We start from the raw sequence: 14,773 nt of genomic DNA, 5'->3' as shown, positions 1-14,773 counted from the left end.
GCATCTTCAAGGCGCCTTCCGCGTCACCAGCCAGATGCCGCCGCACACCAGCACCAGGGCGGCGGCGTTCTTCCAGGCCAGCACCGGCTCGTGCAGGAACAGCGCCGACAGCAGCACGCCGAACACCGGGATCAGGAAGTTGAACACCGCCAGCAGCCCGACCGGATTGTGCTTCAGCAAGAGACTCCACAGCGCGAAAGCCGCCGCCGACAGGGCCGCCATATAGGCCAACAGGCCCAGCGAGCGGATGTCGAACCCGTGCAGCGCCCCGCCGCCGACATAGCCGATGGCCAGCAGGCCCAGGCCGCCGATTCCGAGCTGCCAGCCGGTCATCACCATGGGGTCCATCTTCTGCGAGATGGTCTTGCCCCAGATCGAGGCGGCAGCCAGCACGAAGGCGGCGATGACCACGAAGCCCTCGCCCAGCAGGGTGAAGTCGAAGTCCAGCCCCTTCCCCCCAAGATTGACGACCACCACGCCGGCGAAGCCCAGCAGGCAACCCAGCACCTTGCGGCGGTTCAGGCGATCGTTGGCGTAGAGGAAATGGGCCAGGATCACGCCGAAGAACGCGCCCGTGGCGTTCATGATCGACGACTTCACGCCGGTGGCGTGGGCCAGGCCGACATAGAAGAAGACGTACTGCAGGGTCGTCTGGAAGACGCCCAGGCCCACGACCTTGGCGATCTGGTCGCGGGGCGGGATCAGCGCCTTGCGCCCCACGGCGGCCAGCACCAGCAGGATCAGACCGGCCGCCAGGAAGCGCCAGCCGGCGAACAGCATCTGGGCGGCGGTGTCGCTCTTGGCCACATGCAGCAGGGCGTAACCGCCCTTGATCGCCGGAAAGGCGCTGCCCCACAGGAAGCAGCACAGCACGGCCATGCCGATGACGAAGCGGCGGTCCGTGTAGAGGGTCGGGCGAGGAGAGGACAAACGCGGGCTCGCTTCAGGGGCGCAAGCGCTGCTTCTAGGCCGTGCGCTCCCGAGCTTCAATGACTGCGCTGCCAATGATGAGACACCGGCCTGGCAATATTCGTCGGACAAATCATGGATAACGCCGTTCTTGGTCCCACATTCTGTGAGATTTGGGAGCGACCCAGCAAGCGTGACAAGTCTTTTCGAAAATCTGCTCAAGGTTGTTCACGAACGCCAAGCCTCACTGATATCGATGTTTTGTTTTGTCGCCGCCGCGCCAGGACTTTTCGGCGTCAGCAAGGATTTCGGTCACGATGACCACCCGCGAGACTCTGCCCGTTGATGTCAGCGCGTTCTTCGACGTCTCGCTGGATCTTCTGGTCATTCGCGACATCGAAGGCCGCGTGCTGAAGGCCAGCCGCTCCTGGCAGGCCAAGCTGGGTCACAGCCCCGAGGACATGGAAGGCCAGCCGCTGCTGCGCCTGGTGCACCCCGACGACATGCCTGGCACCGCCGGCAGCGTCATCGAGGTCGAGAACCGGCGGGACGGCGATCCCGTGGTGGGCTTCACCAATCGCTATCGCCACCGCGACGGCCACTACCTGACCCTGGAATGGCGCGCCCAGCGCTACGGCGACCACATCTTCGGCGTCGCCCGCGACGTCACCGAACGCGTGGCGGCCGAGCGGGCCCTGCTGGAGGCCAAGGCCGCGGCCGAGGCGGCCAACCGCGCCAAGACCGACTTCCTGGCCAATATCAGCCACGAGATCCGCACCCCGCTGAACGGCGTCATCGGCATCGTCGACGCCCTGGCGCGCACGTCGCTGAACCCCGACCAGGCCGAGATGGTCGACCTGATCCGCAATTCGGGCGCGACCCTGGAGCGGCTGGTCTCAGACTTCCTGGACGTGGCCAAGATCGAGGCCGGCCAGCTGCGGCTGGAGCAACGGCCGTTCGACCTGGATCAGGCCCTGCGCCCCTGCGTCGAGATCATGCGCCATCGCGCCGAGGAAAAGGGCCTGACCCTGCGGGTCGAATGCGCCGGCGACCTGCCTCCGGGCCATCTGGGCGGCCGCTATCTGGGCGACGGTACGCGTCTGGGCCAGGTTGTTGGCAACCTGCTGTCCAACGCCGTCAAGTTCACCGAGACCGGCGGCGTCACCTTGCGCATCGCCGACGAGGCCGCCGGCTTGACGCTGGAGATCACCGACACCGGCATCGGCTTCGACGCGGATTATGCGGCCAAGCTGTTCGGCCGCTTCAACCAGGCCGACGCCTCGATCAGCCGCCGGTTCGGCGGCACGGGCCTGGGCCTGTCGATCTGCCACTCACTGGTCGAGATGATGGGCGGCCAGATCTGGGCGACCTCGACCCCGGGCATCGGCAGCCGCTTCGTCGTCGTGCTGCCCCTGCCTCGCGCGCCCGCCGAACACCCCGAGATCCGCGACGCCGGCGCCCCGCCCCTGCCCCGCACCGACGCCCCGCTCCGCGTGCTGCTGGTCGAGGATCACCCGACCAATCAGCGCGTCGCCCAGCTGATCCTCGCGGCCCAGGGCGCGGCGGTCGTCACCGTCGGCGACGGGATCGAGGCCCTGGACGCCTTCCGGGTCGCCACCTTCGACGTGGTGTTGATGGACATGCAGATGCCGCGAATGGACGGCCTTGCCGCCACCCGCGCCATGCGGGCCTGGGAGACCGAGATCGGCGCCAGCCGCACGCCGATCATCATGCTCAGCGCCAACGCCCTGACCACCCACCGCGAGCAGACCCTGGCCGCCGGCGCCGACCTGCACGTGGCCAAGCCGATCACGGCGGCCAATCTGCTGGCGGGGATCCAGGCGGCGGTGGGGTAACGGCGGCGGCGCAGACGCCCACTCCAGCACCGTCGCCAAGGACCGACTTCGACCCGTTGCGGACACTGGTGATGCGCTTAGCTTGGCGCCTACCGAGACATCATCTCAATTCTTTTCAAGGGTCCGTCCCCAAGCCCCGGGACGCTTATGAGCCTACCGTGGGTGATCTTGAAGAGGGAGCCTCCCAGGACGCCACCTCCTGACGCGCTGACCGAATAGATCGCCCCCTCCACAAGCGGCTTCGGCGCTACAACTTCGATGATGCCCGGTGTGGCGCGACCGTATTGAATGGAGGCTGGCAACCTCAGGCTGGCCATGTCTTCGACGCGTACCAGCCAGACCGTCTGATCTTTCCCTTCCAGTACTTGCCTTACCTCCAACATGCCCGGTGCGCCGTCGGCGAACCCAAGAGCGCGCGGCCTTGCGAGCATGAAAGTTGGTTCGGCGGGAGCGCCATGCACTTCTATTTTTACGCCTTGCTGACACGCAGCGAGGATCGAGCTTGCGAGAGCCAAGGCGACGATGGTCGGGATGCGAAGCGAAGCCATTGCGACCAAACTACCGGTCTATCGTCCGCGTACAATATCCGCTCACCCCCCGGTTGCGGACGTTTCCGACGTCCGCCTAAATGTTGGTACGGCTGACATACAAGATGCGAGAATGACCCCGGTCACGTGCAGGCGTCGATAGAACTCGCTTTGTGAAGGTGGTGGCGACGATGCTCCGGAAATTGCCGGCCGTCTCTGGATGTATTCTGAGCCTCCTTACCGGATGCACCACGCGCGCGCCTGTCAGCAACTTATCCCCTCGACCGACCGAAGCCGAAGTGAGGGACTATGTTCAATCTCATTGGCCCCAGTCCGATCGGTTGTCCTACGGCAAGCTTTTCAGTCTCCGTGCCGGTCAGGAGGGAGCTAGCGCTTCTCTGGCATCTATCTCCAACGTGCGCTGCGAGCCCCACTACGGGGTCTGGGCATGCACATTCGATGTGACCGGAAGCGTCGGAGATGGTCCGATGCTCATGCGGAGCATCCACGCCCAGTATGACCGGACTTCGACTGGGATGTTGAACGAAACGGTGCTCTTCGTTCGCGAGAGGCGCTGAACAGGCCGTGGGGCAGCGTCCGCTCACCGCCCATTGCGGACGCCGGCGGTGTCTGCATCAGGCCAACTCCCCCTGGCCCTGATTACTGGCTCGCCGCAGGAGGGACGCGGCGCGCGTCCCAGACGAAGACGAAGTTCCGATGCTCGGCCCAGGTCTGGCCGGTCAGCCGCCCGGCGTCGAGGCAGGCGGCGGTATGGTAGGGACCCTTGCCGTCGGTCGTGCGGAAACTGACGCAGGTGCGGCCCTTGGAGGCCTTCCAGCGGCCGGCCTGGATGTCGCTATCGTAGAAGCTGCCCGTCACCGTGCCATCGGCCGCCAGGGTCAGGCTCATGGCCTTCAGATAGGGCGCAGCGCTGGCGCTGGGCGTCAGGTCGACGACCCAGTCGCCAGCCAGGGTCTCAGGGGCCGCCGAGGCGGCCAGGGAGGCCGCTATCAGTATCGCCAGCATGTCGCGCCCCTCGAAAGATCCCGGTCGGATCGACCTTTATGCCTAGCGCAGCTTGCTCTTGGCCTGCTCGATGTCGGCCATGGCCAGCTTGGGGGTGTCGTCGCCGCTGACGGGCTCGCCGCCGGACGCCAGCATGCGGTCGATACGGGCTTTCTGCGACTTGAACGCGGCCAGCTCCGCGCCGCCCAGGATGGTGCCCTGCGGGACCTTGGCGCCGATCGGATTGACCCGCTGGCCGTTCAGCCAGACTTCGTAGTGCAGGTGCGGGCCGGTCGACATGCCGGTCGAGCCGACATAGGCCACGACCTGGCCCTGGCGCACGCGCGTGCCGGCCTTGATGCCGGGAGCGTAGCGCGAGATGTGAGCGTAGCCGGTGTCCCACTGGTTGGCGTGGCGGATGCGCAGCCAGTTGCCGTAGCCGCTCCAGCGGCGGGCTTCCAGCACGACGCCGTCGCCGGCGGCCAGGATCGGGGTGCCCGTGCCGGCCCCGAAGTCCACGCCCTTGTGGGCGCGGTTGAAGCCCAGGATCGGGTGGCGACGCGCGCCGAAGGTCGAGGTGATGCGCGCGCCATCGACCGGGGTGCGCAGCAGGAAGCCTTTGATGTTCTTGCCGGTCTCGTCGAAGAACTGGCTCTTGTCCTCGCCCTTGCGGTCGAAGGCGTAGAACTTCTGGCCCTTGACCTCGGCATATTCCAGATCGCCGGCCTCGATGGTGCGACCGCTCTCGGTGACCTTGCGGCCGAACACGAGGCAGAACTTGTCGCCCTCGCGAATGTCGCGCGAGAAGTCGATCTTGTGCGAGAACAGCTTGGCCGCCTGGCTGATCACGGCCGGGGTGCCGCCGACGCTCGCCACGCTCTCGTAGAACGAGCCGTTCATGGCGCCGCAGGCGACCTTCTGCTCGTCGCGGACCTTTTCCTCCAGCTCGCGCAGGCGCAAGGCGCCGTCGAAGGTGCGCGAGACGGTCAGGGTCGAGTTGGGGCTGGTGCGCATCGACAGGCCGACCAGGCGGACCGGACCACGCTGGCCGCGGCGCTGGGCGATGGCGGCCTCGAAGGCCATGCCGGCCTTGATGTTGACGGTGTCGATCGCGCCCTGGAGCGTGGCGACGACGGCTTGCGCCTCTTCCGGGGCGACCCCGGCGCGCTGCACGGCGCCTTGCAGGGTCTCGCCCGGGCGCACCTTGACGGCGATGTTCTCGGGACGCTCGAAGCCGGGCTGGGCCTCGGCGCTGGCGAAGGCCACGTGCTGCAGGGCGACCAGGGCGGCCGGGTCCAGAGCCGCACGCTCGGTGGACGGCGTCTTGGCGTCCTCGGCGGTCAGCTTCCACCCCAGGCCCAGAGCGGCCATGCCGGCGACGGCGGTGAAAACCCTCGGCGCCCAGCGCGTCGCGCTGCGGCGCGGATCAAATTCCTGCATCGTGCCCCCGTCGGTGTCGATGCCGCGCAAGTCAAAATGACACGGCTGGGTAGCCCCCCAGCAATCGTCGCGCCGGAACATGGTCGGCCATGCTCCGCACGGCAAGGACTATTCGGCGCTTCGGGCGTTTTGTCACGGACATGGTTAACGGCGCCGCGGCGGCCCAACCGTAACCATATGATCCAATTGCGAAAACGCCCACCGTTGCCGGTGGGCGTTTCTGGGTACGCGGAACTTTTACGCTTACTGGTCTTGGAGACCTAGGCGGCGTTGACCGCCTCGTTCGGGTCGCGCAGCACGTAGCCGCGGCCCCAGACCGTCTCGATGTGGTGCTTGCCGTGGGCCGAGGCCGCCAGCTTCTTGCGCAGCTTGCAGATGAAGACGTCGATGATCTTCAGCTCAGGCTCGTCCATGCCGCCGTACAGGTGGTTCAGGAACATTTCCTTGGTCAGGGTCGTGCCCTTACGCAGGGAGAGCAGCTCGAGCATCTGGTACTCTTTGCCGGTCAGGTGAACGCGGTTGCCGTTCACTTCGACCGTCTTGGCGTCCAGATTGACGATGATGTCGCCGGTCTTGATGACCGATTGCGCGTGACCCTTCGAACGACGGACCACCGCGTGGATGCGGGCGATCATCTCGTCCTTGTGGAACGGCTTGGTCATGTAGTCGTCGGCGCCGCCCGAGAAGGTCTTCACCTTCGTGTCGATTTCAGACGAGCCCGACAGGATCATGATCGGCGTGTTGATCTTCGCGACCCGCAGGGTGCGCAGAACATCGATGCCGCTCATGTCGGGAAGGTTAAGGTCGAGCAGGATGAGATCGTAGTCGTAGATCTTGCCCAGATCGACGCCTTCCTCACCCAGATCCGTCGTATAGACGTTGAAGCCCTCAGACTTCAGCATCAGTTCGATGGTCTGCGCCGTCGCGCTGTCATCCTCGATCAACAGTACGCGCATGAGCCCCTCCGCGCCAATCTGGCGCATTCGAACGTCTTATGGCGGAAGTCCGCCTCTAAACCCTGCGGCCAGTGTGCCGGAGAGTTAATTTAAGACTGGTTAATGGTGAATGTTTCCGTTGGTCGAATGGTTAATATGATTTGCGAATCGGGTGCAAGCGGGCGGAGAGCCCTTGGTCACATTGGTCGCACGCGTCGCAGGGGGCCCCTCCGGCGCTCTCGTTAACCAACGCAAAGACGTTAAATCCGTGCCCACAAAGCGGTTGGAACGCCGTTACGCGAGTAAGGCAAAGTTCAATCGGCGGTCATCTTTGCGGCGCGATTGCGGCGTTCCGTCGCGGGAATTTGAACGCCATACTCAAGCTCTGGACGGACGATTTCCGCGGCCAAGCTGAACCGTTGGCGCAGGCCGCGACAGCCGGCCGCAGGCCTTCAGGCGGGATTTTCTGCGGCCAGCCAACCGGCGGCGCGCAGTTTGGCCACGGAGGCGCGGCTGACCGGGGCCGTCTGGCCGTCCGTCAAGCGCAGCCGCAGGTTTCGGCCATCGCGCTCGACGCCCTGGATCGCCCGCCGCGCCACCCACCACGAGCGGTGGACCTGCAGCCCCTCGACGCCCGACAGCCCCGCCGTCACTCGCGCCAGCGGCCCCATCTCCAGTCGCGAGCCGTGCTCGGTCCGGACCCGGACATAGTGGTCCTCCATCTTCAGATAGAGCACCGCGCCCGGATCGGCGGCGGGCGTCGCGGCCTCGACCGGGACCAGCCCCTCGCGCGCGGGCGCATGCACACGTGAGCGCACGCGGATGAAGTAGTAGGCCACGACGACCGGCGTCGCGATCGCCACACACTGGCCGTACCAGGCCAGCGGCGACACGGCCGTCTCGATCAGCGGCCACAGGGCGACGGCGACCAGGCGCAGCGGCGGGGCCTGAATAGCGCTGCCGATCAGGATGACGAACGGTACGATCGTCCAGTCCGGCGCCCCGATACGCCGCGCGCCCGCGCCCGCCAGCCGGGCCAGCACGCCAGACAGCATCATCCCGCAGGCGATGCTGGCCACCCAATAGGTGATCCGCACCAGGGGACCGCCGTTGAAGAAGCTGCCGAACGGCCCCATCAGCCCCAGCAGCACGCCGATCCCCACGGCCACGGCGAGGTCGATCGCCCATTCGCGAGCGGTCCCCAGCAGCGGCGGCTTGGAAGCGTGGGCGGTCATCCGGCGAGGTATAGCGGCCGTTCGCCCGTCCGCGAACCCATTCGCCCATTCCCGCATGCAGCGTGGCGAAGGGGACCGGCGGCGGTCACAGCGAGGTCATCGTCATTCGCTGAAGGGCCGTCATGTCGCTCCGTCATCTCCTCGTCGCCGCCCTGGCGGCGAGCGCCGTCTCCTCCCCGGCGTTCGCCGCCAACGCCGGGTTCATGCTGCTGCACGAGCCCCGCCCCGAGGGGCAGCCGGTCGAGGTCGGGGTCTGGTATCCCACCGCGGCGACGCCGGCGCCGATGAGCTTCGGGTCCTGGGGTCACACCGTCGCGGCCGGCGCGCCGGTGACGGGGGAGCACCTGCCGCTGATCGTCATGTCGCACGGCAACGGCGGCTTCTTCGGCGGCCACGCCGACACGGCCCAGGCTCTTGCGGAGGCTGGCTTCGTGGTCGCCGCCCTCACCCACCCCGGCGACAACTACAAGGACCAAAGCCGCGCCACGGCGATGAGCGACCGTCCGGCGGCGCTGTCGGCCCTGATCGGCTGGATGCTGGAGGCCTCGCCGCTGAAGGCCAATATCGACCCGAGCAAGGTCGGCGCGTTCGGTTTCTCGTCGGGCGGCTTCACGGTGCTGGCGGCGGCCGGCGGCGAGCCGGATCTGGGCAAGGTTCCCGCCCACTGCCGCGCCCACCCCGGCAATTTCGATTGCAAGCTGACCGCCAGCCGGCCGATCCCCGCCGAGGCGCTGACGGCCAGGTGGGTTCACGACGACCGGATCAAGGCCGTGGTCTCGGCCGCCCCGGCCCTGGGCTTCACCTTCGGCAAGGGCGGCCTGAAAGGGATCAAGGCCCCGGTGCAGCTATGGAAGGCGGCCGACGACGAGATCCTGCCCGGCGACGATTACGCCGAAGCCGTGCATCGCAGCCTCCCCCGACCGCACGACTATCGCGTCGTGGCCGGGGCGCTGCATTTCGACTTCCTGACGCCCTGCAACGCCAGGCCCGCGCCGGAGGTCGGGGCGATCTGCGCCAGCGCGCCGGGCTTCGACCGCGCGGCCTTCCACCGGGACTTCAACGCCGCCGTCGTCCGGTTCTTCACCGACCAATTGGTCGCACCTTAGCCATGGCCAGTTTCACACCTGATTAACCACGATCGCCGAGTCTGCGCAGGTCATTAAGGAGCCGCCTTGCGCAGTCTCATCGCCGCCGTCGAACGTATCGATCCGCTGACCATCTATGGCCGCGTCGCCGCCGTGAACGGTCTGCTGATCGAGGTGCGCGGCGGTCTGACCCGGCTGTCGGTCGGCGCCCGCGTCGAGATCGAGCGCCTGGGCCAAAAGCCCCTGCCGGCCGAGGTCGTCGGCTTCCGCGAGACCCGCGCCCTGCTGATGCCGTTTGGCCCCGTCGAGGGCGTGGGCCCCGGCGCGGAGATCCGCATCGTGCCGGAAGGCGCGGTCGTCCGCCCGACCAAGGCCTGGCTGGGCCGCATCATCAACGCCTTCGGCGAGCCGATCGACGGCCTGGGCCCGCTGCCGCAGGGCGAGATCCCCTATCCTCTGAAGACCTCACCGCCGCCGGCCCACGCCCGCGGCCGGGTGGGCGAGCGCCTGGATCTGGGCGTGCGATCGATGAACGTCTTCACCACCACCTGCCGCGGCCAGCGCTTAGGCATCTTCGCCGGCTCGGGCGTCGGCAAGTCGGTGCTGCTGTCGATGCTGGCCAAGGAAGCCACCTGCGACGCCGTCGTCGTCGGCCTGATTGGCGAGCGGGGCCGCGAGGTCCGCGAGTTCGTGGAAGAGACCCTGGGCGAGGAAGGCCTGCGCCGCGCCGTCGTCGTGGTCGCCACCTCGGACGAACCGGCCCTGACCCGCCGCCAGGCCGCCTACATGACCCTGGCGATCAGCGAATATATGCGCGATCAGGACCAGGAAGTCCTGTGCCTGATGGACTCGGTGACCCGCTTCGCCATGGCCCAGCGCGAGATCGGCCTGGCCGCCGGCGAGCCGCCGACCACCAAGGGCTATACGCCCACCGTCTTCACCGAGCTGCCCAAGCTGCTGGAGCGCGCCGGTCCGGGGCCGATCCGCGCCGACGGCACCACGGCCGCGCCGATCACCGCCCTGTTCACCGTCCTCGTCGACGGCGACGACCACAACGAGCCGATCGCCGACGCCACCCGCGGTATCCTGGACGGCCACATCGTCATGGAACGGGCCATCGCCGAGCGCGGCCGCTTCCCGGCCATCAACGTGCTGAAGTCGATCAGCCGGACCATGCCGGGCTGCCAGCACCCGCACGAGCGCCAGATCGTCAAGGGCGCGCGCCAGGTCATGGCCGCCTACGCCAACATGGAAGAACTGATCCGCATCGGCGCCTATCGCGCCGGGGCCGACCCCACGGTCGACCGCGCGATCCGCCTGAACCCGGCAATCGAGGCTTTCCTCAGCCAGGATAAGGAAGAAGCAACTAGTCTGGACGACTCTTTCGGTCATCTGGGGCAGATCCTCGAGAGTGAGTACTGATGACCAAGTGGGCCGCCTCGCTGATCCGCATCTCGAACCACGAGGTCGAGACCCTTCAGAAACGCCTTGCCGAGATCACCGAGCGCCGCACGGCCGCTGAACTGCGCATCACCATGCTGGACGCCGAAGCCGAGGCCGAGGCCAAGAACGCCGAGGGCGACGCGTCGGCCGGCTGGTACATGATCGGCTATCGCGAGGGCTACAAGCGCCGCCGCGCCGACATGGTCGTGCAGGTCGAGCAGTCGCAGCTGGAAGAGGTGGGCGCCCGCGAGGCCCTCTCCGAAGCCTTCGAGAACCTCAAGAAGTACGAGCACGTGGCCGAGCAGGCCAAGATCGTCGCCGCCAAGAAGCTGGGCGCCTTCGAGGCCGCGCAGCTGGACGAACTGAGCATCCGTCGCACAGCGATGGCCGGGCGGTAAGCGTGCAACGGCTCACCCGCCGTTCCGCCATCGCCTCTGCGCTCGCCCTGAGCGCCTGCGGACAGCGCGCCCAGAGCCAGCCGGGGCCCGCCCCCGTCATCGACGACGTGCCGCTGAAGTCGATCGCCTCGACGCCGGTCGGCGCCTGCGTGCAGCACGCCCAGCTGTCGGATCCGGCCTTCACCGACCTGTTCCTGCGTCACTATTCCCAGCTCACGCCCGAGTGGGAAATGAAGATGGAGTACATTCTCCAGGACGACGGCGGCTTCCGGTTCGATCGCCCCGACGCCATCGCCGCGTTCGCCCGCCGCAACGGCGTCCGCCTCTATGGCACCACCCTGGTCTGGTACGCTCAGGAGATGCCCGCCTTCCAGAAGCTGGACGGTCGCGGCAAGCCGTTCGCCGACGCCTATCGCAACTACATCCTGGCCGTCGCCGGGCGCTATCGCGGCCAGGCCGTGGGCTGGGACGTTGTCAACGAAGCGGTCGCGGACAATGGCCGAGAGCTGCGCCAGTCGATCTGGACCCGCAACCTCGGCGTCGACGAGCACATGGTCCTGGCCTTCCACCACGCCAAGGAAGCCGATCCGAACGCGGTGCTGTTCATCAACGAGTACCATCTGGAAGACAACCCGGAGAAGCGGGCCACCTTCATGCGCCTGGTCGAGCGCCTGCTGAAGGCCGGGGCGCCGATCGGCGGCATCGGCACCCAGAGCCACCTCGATCTCGACTCCACCCGCCCGGGGCTGTGCCGCGCGGCAATGCGCGACCTGGCCAGCTTCGGCCTGCCGATCCACGTCTCGGAGCTGGACATTTCCCTGGGCGAGCGGCCGAACTTCTCGCGCCTGCCCGAGCTGCTCCAGCGTCAGGCCGACCTGACCCGCGAGCTGGCCCAGGCCTATATGGACCTGCCGCCGCAACAGCGCTTCGCCTTCACCGTCTGGGGCCTGCGCGACCAGGACAGCTGGCTGCGCGGCGACTCCGGCAAGCGCCCGAAGGACCAGGGCCTGCCCCTCAACGACGCCGGCCAGCCAAAACCGATGTTCCAGGCGCTGGCGGAAGTGCTGTCGGGATAACGCTCCCCCCAAGCGAAAACCCGTTTCGCATATACGAAATCTCAAGCGCCCTGCGGCAAGGTGTCCGCATGAAACTGATCCACGCCCTCCAGGACATGGACAGCGAAAATTCGCTGTCGGCGCGTTTTCGTCGTGCGCGGGCCGCCCATGTGGTCGCCCTGATCGAGAAGACCTTCGCCGAGCGCGGGCAGGTCCACATCGCCGACCTCGGCGGTGAGCCGACCTATTGGCAGATCCTGTACGACCGCAAGTTCCTGGAAGCGCACAAGGTCCATATCAGCCTGTTCAACCCGCAGGCGTTCGCGGTGGACGATCCACTGTTCACGGCCGCCGTCGGCGACGCCTGCGACATGCACGAGCATGCCGACAACAGCTTCGACCTGGTTCATTCCAATTCGGTGGTCGAGCATGTCGGCGACTGGCCGCGCATGGAGGCCTTCGCCGCCGAATGCCGCCGCCTGGCGCCGCGCTACTACGTCCAGACCCCGTATTTCTGGTTTCCGGTCGAGCCGCACTTCTCCACGCCGTTCTTCCATTGGCGATCCGAGCAGACCCGCGCCAAGCTGCTGATGAAGCGCCCGCACGGCTTTTCGGAGAAGGCGCCCGACCTCGGCGCGGCCATGCGCGACGTCCAGCACGCCCGCCTGCTGGACAAGGCCCAGTTCAAGTTCCTGTATCCCGACGCCCGTCACGTCGACGAGAAGATCCTCGTCCTGACCAAGTCGCTGATCGCCATCCGCGACTAGTCCGGTCGCGACGGGGGTGGAACAAGCACGCGACCACAGTGGGATCCGCGGCTGGAGCCGGCCGGCCATACTTGCTTGCGCCTATCTGACCAGCGTCGCCTACAGCCTGTTCCTGGCCGGCGCGACGCACAACCTGCCCACCCTGTGGACCGCCAACGCCATCGCCATCGGCGCCCTGATGGTGCTGAACCGGCGCCAGGGCTTCGCCTTCCTCGCCGCCACCTGCGTCCTGCGCATCGTTCTGGGCCTGAGCATCCAGGACAGCGTGCGCTTCACCCTGCTGGTCACGATGGTCGACGCCCTGCAGATGACGGGCACCGCCTATCTGCTGCGCCGGCTGGCCGCGCCGATCCGCATCCGCGATCAGCGCAGCCTGCTGACGATCATCGGCCTGGCCTGCGTGCTGACGGTCCTCACCTCGCTGATGAGCAACGGCTTACTGTCGCTCAGCGCCGGCCGGCCGCTGCTGAAGGGATGGAGCGAGTGGACCATCTCCAACGTCCTGGGCGCGGCGGTCGCCCTGCCCGCGACCCTGATCCTGATGGATCGTCGCCAGGGCGAAGGCTTTCCGGTCCATCCCCTGGAAGCGTTCGGCATCACCGCCCTGGTCGGCGCCGTCTCCGCCATCGTCTTCGCCACCCAGTCCGACTACCAGGTCCTGCTGTTCGCCCCCGTCATCCTGGCCGCCTTCCGCGGCGGCCCCCGCGCGGTGGCGGTGCTGGTCCTGGTCGCGATCGCCGTCGCCATTCCAGCCGTCCTGCAGCGGACAGGCGTCGATCCCCGCGTGGCCCTGCCGCCGCTGCGCCACGCCTTGATCTTCCTGGTCGTGCTCTATGCCGTCGGCCTGGTCGCAGCCCTGGCGCTCAGCCGCCAGAAGCGCTTGAAGGCCCTGCTGGCCCGCCGCTCGACCCTGGCCCGCGCCGCCCAGGCCCGCGCCCAGGCCGCCAACCAGGCCAAGTCCGAATTCCTGGCCACGATCAGCCACGAGATCCGCACGCCGCTGAACAGCATCCTGGGCTTTGCGTCGCTGGTGGCCGACGATCCCAACCTGTCGGCCGAGAGCCGTCGGCGGCTGGATCTGGTCGGCCAGGCCGGCCGCTCCCTAGCCGAGATCGTCGGCGACCTGCTCGACTTCGCCAAGGTCGAGGCCGGCCGCATGGACCTGACCCTGACGCCGACCTCGCCGATCGCCCTGCTGCGCGACACCACCGCCATCATCGCGCCGGAAGCCGCCGCCAAGGGCCTCTACCTGCGCACGGTGGTCGAGGTTCTGGACGAGACCGCGCCCGACACCCTGCTGGCCCTGGACGAGACCCGTTTGCGCCAGGCGCTGCTGAACCTGCTGGCCAACGCCCTGAAGTTCACCGCAGTGGGCGGGGTGACCGCCAAGCTGACCCTGGGCCCTGCGCCGGGCGCCCTGCGGTTCGAGATCATAGACACCGGCATCGGCATCGATGAGGCGGTGCAGCCGCGCCTCTTCCAGCGCTTCTCGCAAGGCGACAGCTCGATCAGCCGCAGCTATGGCGGCACCGGCCTGGGCCTGGCGATCAGCAAGGCTCTGGTCACCCGCATGGACGGCGAGATCGGCGTCGAGAGCCGCCCCAGCCACGGCGCGCGCTTCTGGATCACCCTGACCGCTCAGCCCGCCGTCGCGCCGGACCTCACCGCTCACACCGCGCCCGAGACCCTGACCGAGCGCGCGCCGCGCGTACTGCTGGTCGACGACCACCCGATGAACCGCGAGCTGGGCAAGGCGCTGCTGACCCTGGCCGGCTGCGAGGTGATTACCGCCGAGGACGGCGTCCAGGCGGTTCAGGCCGTGCAGGTCGAGGACATCGATCTGGTGCTGATGGACGTGCACATGCCGGTGATGGACGGCCTGGCCGCCACCCGGGCGATCCGCGCCCTGCCCGATGCGCGGGCCGCCCTGCCGATCATCGCCCTCAGCGCCGACGTCCTGCCCGAGCAGATCGCCCGCTGCCGCGCCGCCGGCATGGACGACCACGTGCCCAAGCCGATCCAGCGCGAAGCCCTGATCGCCACCGTGGCCCGGGCCCTGGAGGGCCGCAGGACGGCGTCCGACGAGGACCGCGCCCAAGCCTGACCCGCGTGGTTGCG

The 14,773-nt window shown here is 67.7% G+C and carries 12 protein-coding genes; 7 read left to right on the top strand and 5 right to left on the bottom strand.

Annotated elements, in window-relative coordinates; genetic code table 11:
- Window positions 1-6: 6 nt before the first annotated feature.
- Entirely contained in the window at window positions 7-879 is an 873-nt protein-coding gene (locus tag E1H18_RS18115; RefSeq protein WP_172271237.1) for a DMT family transporter, read from the bottom strand.
- A gap of 347 nt (window positions 880-1,226) precedes the next feature.
- On the opposite strand from E1H18_RS18115, the gene E1H18_RS18110 reads away from it, so the two are divergent.
- The gene (locus tag E1H18_RS18110; RefSeq protein ID WP_172271060.1) at window positions 1,227-2,765 is read left to right on the top strand and encodes an ATP-binding protein; all 1,539 of its coding nucleotides are present in this window, start codon (window positions 1,227-1,229) and stop codon (window positions 2,763-2,765) included.
- 1,187 nt (window positions 2,766-3,952) lie between these two features.
- Here the strand turns inward: E1H18_RS18110 and E1H18_RS18105 are convergent.
- The 4 genes from E1H18_RS18105 to E1H18_RS18090 all read right to left on the bottom strand — a co-directional run bounded on the left by E1H18_RS18105 (window position 3,953) and on the right by E1H18_RS18090 (window position 7,907).
- A complete protein-coding gene (locus tag E1H18_RS18105) occupies window positions 3,953-4,318 on the bottom strand; it encodes a hypothetical protein (protein ID WP_172271058.1) in 366 nt (121 codons plus the stop codon).
- A gap of 42 nt (window positions 4,319-4,360) precedes the next feature.
- Window positions 4,361-5,737 carry a peptidoglycan DD-metalloendopeptidase family protein gene (locus E1H18_RS18100; protein ID WP_172271056.1) on the bottom strand — a complete coding sequence of 459 codons (1,377 nt, stop codon included), beginning with the start codon at window positions 5,735-5,737 and terminating at the stop codon, window positions 4,361-4,363.
- Window positions 5,738-5,997: 260 nt separating this feature from the next.
- On the bottom strand, window positions 5,998-6,693 hold the full coding sequence (ctrA, locus tag E1H18_RS18095) for a response regulator transcription factor CtrA (protein ID WP_172271054.1): 696 nt from the start codon (window positions 6,691-6,693) through the stop codon (window positions 5,998-6,000).
- A 431-nt stretch (window positions 6,694-7,124) separates the two neighbouring features.
- On the bottom strand, window positions 7,125-7,907 hold the full coding sequence (locus tag E1H18_RS18090) for a LytTR family DNA-binding domain-containing protein (RefSeq protein WP_172271043.1): 783 nt from the start codon (window positions 7,905-7,907) through the stop codon (window positions 7,125-7,127).
- Between the two features lie 122 nt (window positions 7,908-8,029).
- On the opposite strand from E1H18_RS18090, the gene E1H18_RS18085 reads away from it, so the two are divergent.
- The 6 genes from E1H18_RS18085 (at window position 8,030) to E1H18_RS27375 (ending at window position 14,759) form a co-directional block, all read left to right on the top strand.
- Window positions 8,030-9,013 carry a prolyl oligopeptidase family serine peptidase gene (locus tag E1H18_RS18085; RefSeq protein WP_172271041.1) on the top strand — a complete coding sequence of 328 codons (984 nt, stop codon included), beginning with the start codon at window positions 8,030-8,032 and terminating at the stop codon, window positions 9,011-9,013.
- Window positions 9,014-9,079: 66 nt separating this feature from the next.
- Entirely contained in the window at window positions 9,080-10,414 is a 1,335-nt protein-coding gene (gene fliI / locus E1H18_RS18080; RefSeq protein ID WP_172271039.1) for a flagellar protein export ATPase FliI, read from the top strand.
- Complete coding sequence (locus tag E1H18_RS18075) at window positions 10,414-10,833, top strand: flagellar export protein FliJ (RefSeq protein ID WP_172271037.1); 420 nt, start codon at window positions 10,414-10,416, stop codon at window positions 10,831-10,833. Before fliI ends, E1H18_RS18075 begins: the two co-directional genes overlap by 1 nt.
- A 2-nt stretch (window positions 10,834-10,835) precedes the next feature.
- Window positions 10,836-11,909: an endo-1,4-beta-xylanase gene (locus tag E1H18_RS18070; RefSeq protein WP_172271035.1), complete on the top strand. Its 1,074-nt coding sequence runs from the start codon at window positions 10,836-10,838 to the stop codon at window positions 11,907-11,909.
- 68 nt (window positions 11,910-11,977) lie between these two features.
- Window positions 11,978-12,655, top strand: a complete 678-nt coding sequence (locus E1H18_RS18065; RefSeq protein WP_172271033.1) for a class I SAM-dependent methyltransferase — start codon at window positions 11,978-11,980, stop codon at window positions 12,653-12,655.
- Window positions 12,656-12,671: 16 nt separating this feature from the next.
- Window positions 12,672-14,759 carry an ATP-binding protein gene (locus E1H18_RS27375; protein ID WP_172271031.1) on the top strand — a complete coding sequence of 696 codons (2,088 nt, stop codon included), beginning with the start codon at window positions 12,672-12,674 and terminating at the stop codon, window positions 14,757-14,759.
- The last annotated feature ends 14 nt before the right edge of the window (window positions 14,760-14,773 follow it).

This window comes from Caulobacter sp. RHG1 (assembly GCF_013181195.1).
Classification (GTDB): domain Bacteria; phylum Pseudomonadota; class Alphaproteobacteria; order Caulobacterales; family Caulobacteraceae; genus Caulobacter.
The sequence above is the reverse complement of the archived record's forward strand: the minus strand, read 5'-3'. Positions and strand labels throughout refer to the sequence as shown.

What these genes read in the sequence shown, in the direction of transcription:
- E1H18_RS18115 (WP_172271237.1), bottom strand. Translation starts at nt 879, where the DNA reads ATGGCCGTGCTGTGCTGCTTCCTGTGGGGCAGCGCCTTTCCGGCGATC.
- E1H18_RS18110 (WP_172271060.1), top strand. Translation starts at nt 1,227, where the DNA reads ATGACCACCCGCGAGACTCTGCCCGTTGATGTCAGCGCGTTCTTCGAC.
- E1H18_RS18105 (WP_172271058.1), bottom strand. Translation starts at nt 4,318, where the DNA reads ATGCTGGCGATACTGATAGCGGCCTCCCTGGCCGCCTCGGCGGCCCCT.
- E1H18_RS18100 (WP_172271056.1), bottom strand. Translation starts at nt 5,737, where the DNA reads ATGCAGGAATTTGATCCGCGCCGCAGCGCGACGCGCTGGGCGCCGAGG.
- ctrA (WP_172271054.1), bottom strand. Translation starts at nt 6,693, where the DNA reads ATGCGCGTACTGTTGATCGAGGATGACAGCGCGACGGCGCAGACCATC.
- E1H18_RS18090 (WP_172271043.1), bottom strand. Translation starts at nt 7,907, where the DNA reads ATGACCGCCCACGCTTCCAAGCCGCCGCTGCTGGGGACCGCTCGCGAA.
- E1H18_RS18085 (WP_172271041.1), top strand. Translation starts at nt 8,030, where the DNA reads ATGTCGCTCCGTCATCTCCTCGTCGCCGCCCTGGCGGCGAGCGCCGTC.
- E1H18_RS18075 (WP_172271037.1), top strand. Translation starts at nt 10,414, where the DNA reads ATGACCAAGTGGGCCGCCTCGCTGATCCGCATCTCGAACCACGAGGTC.
- E1H18_RS18065 (WP_172271033.1), top strand. Translation starts at nt 11,978, where the DNA reads ATGAAACTGATCCACGCCCTCCAGGACATGGACAGCGAAAATTCGCTG.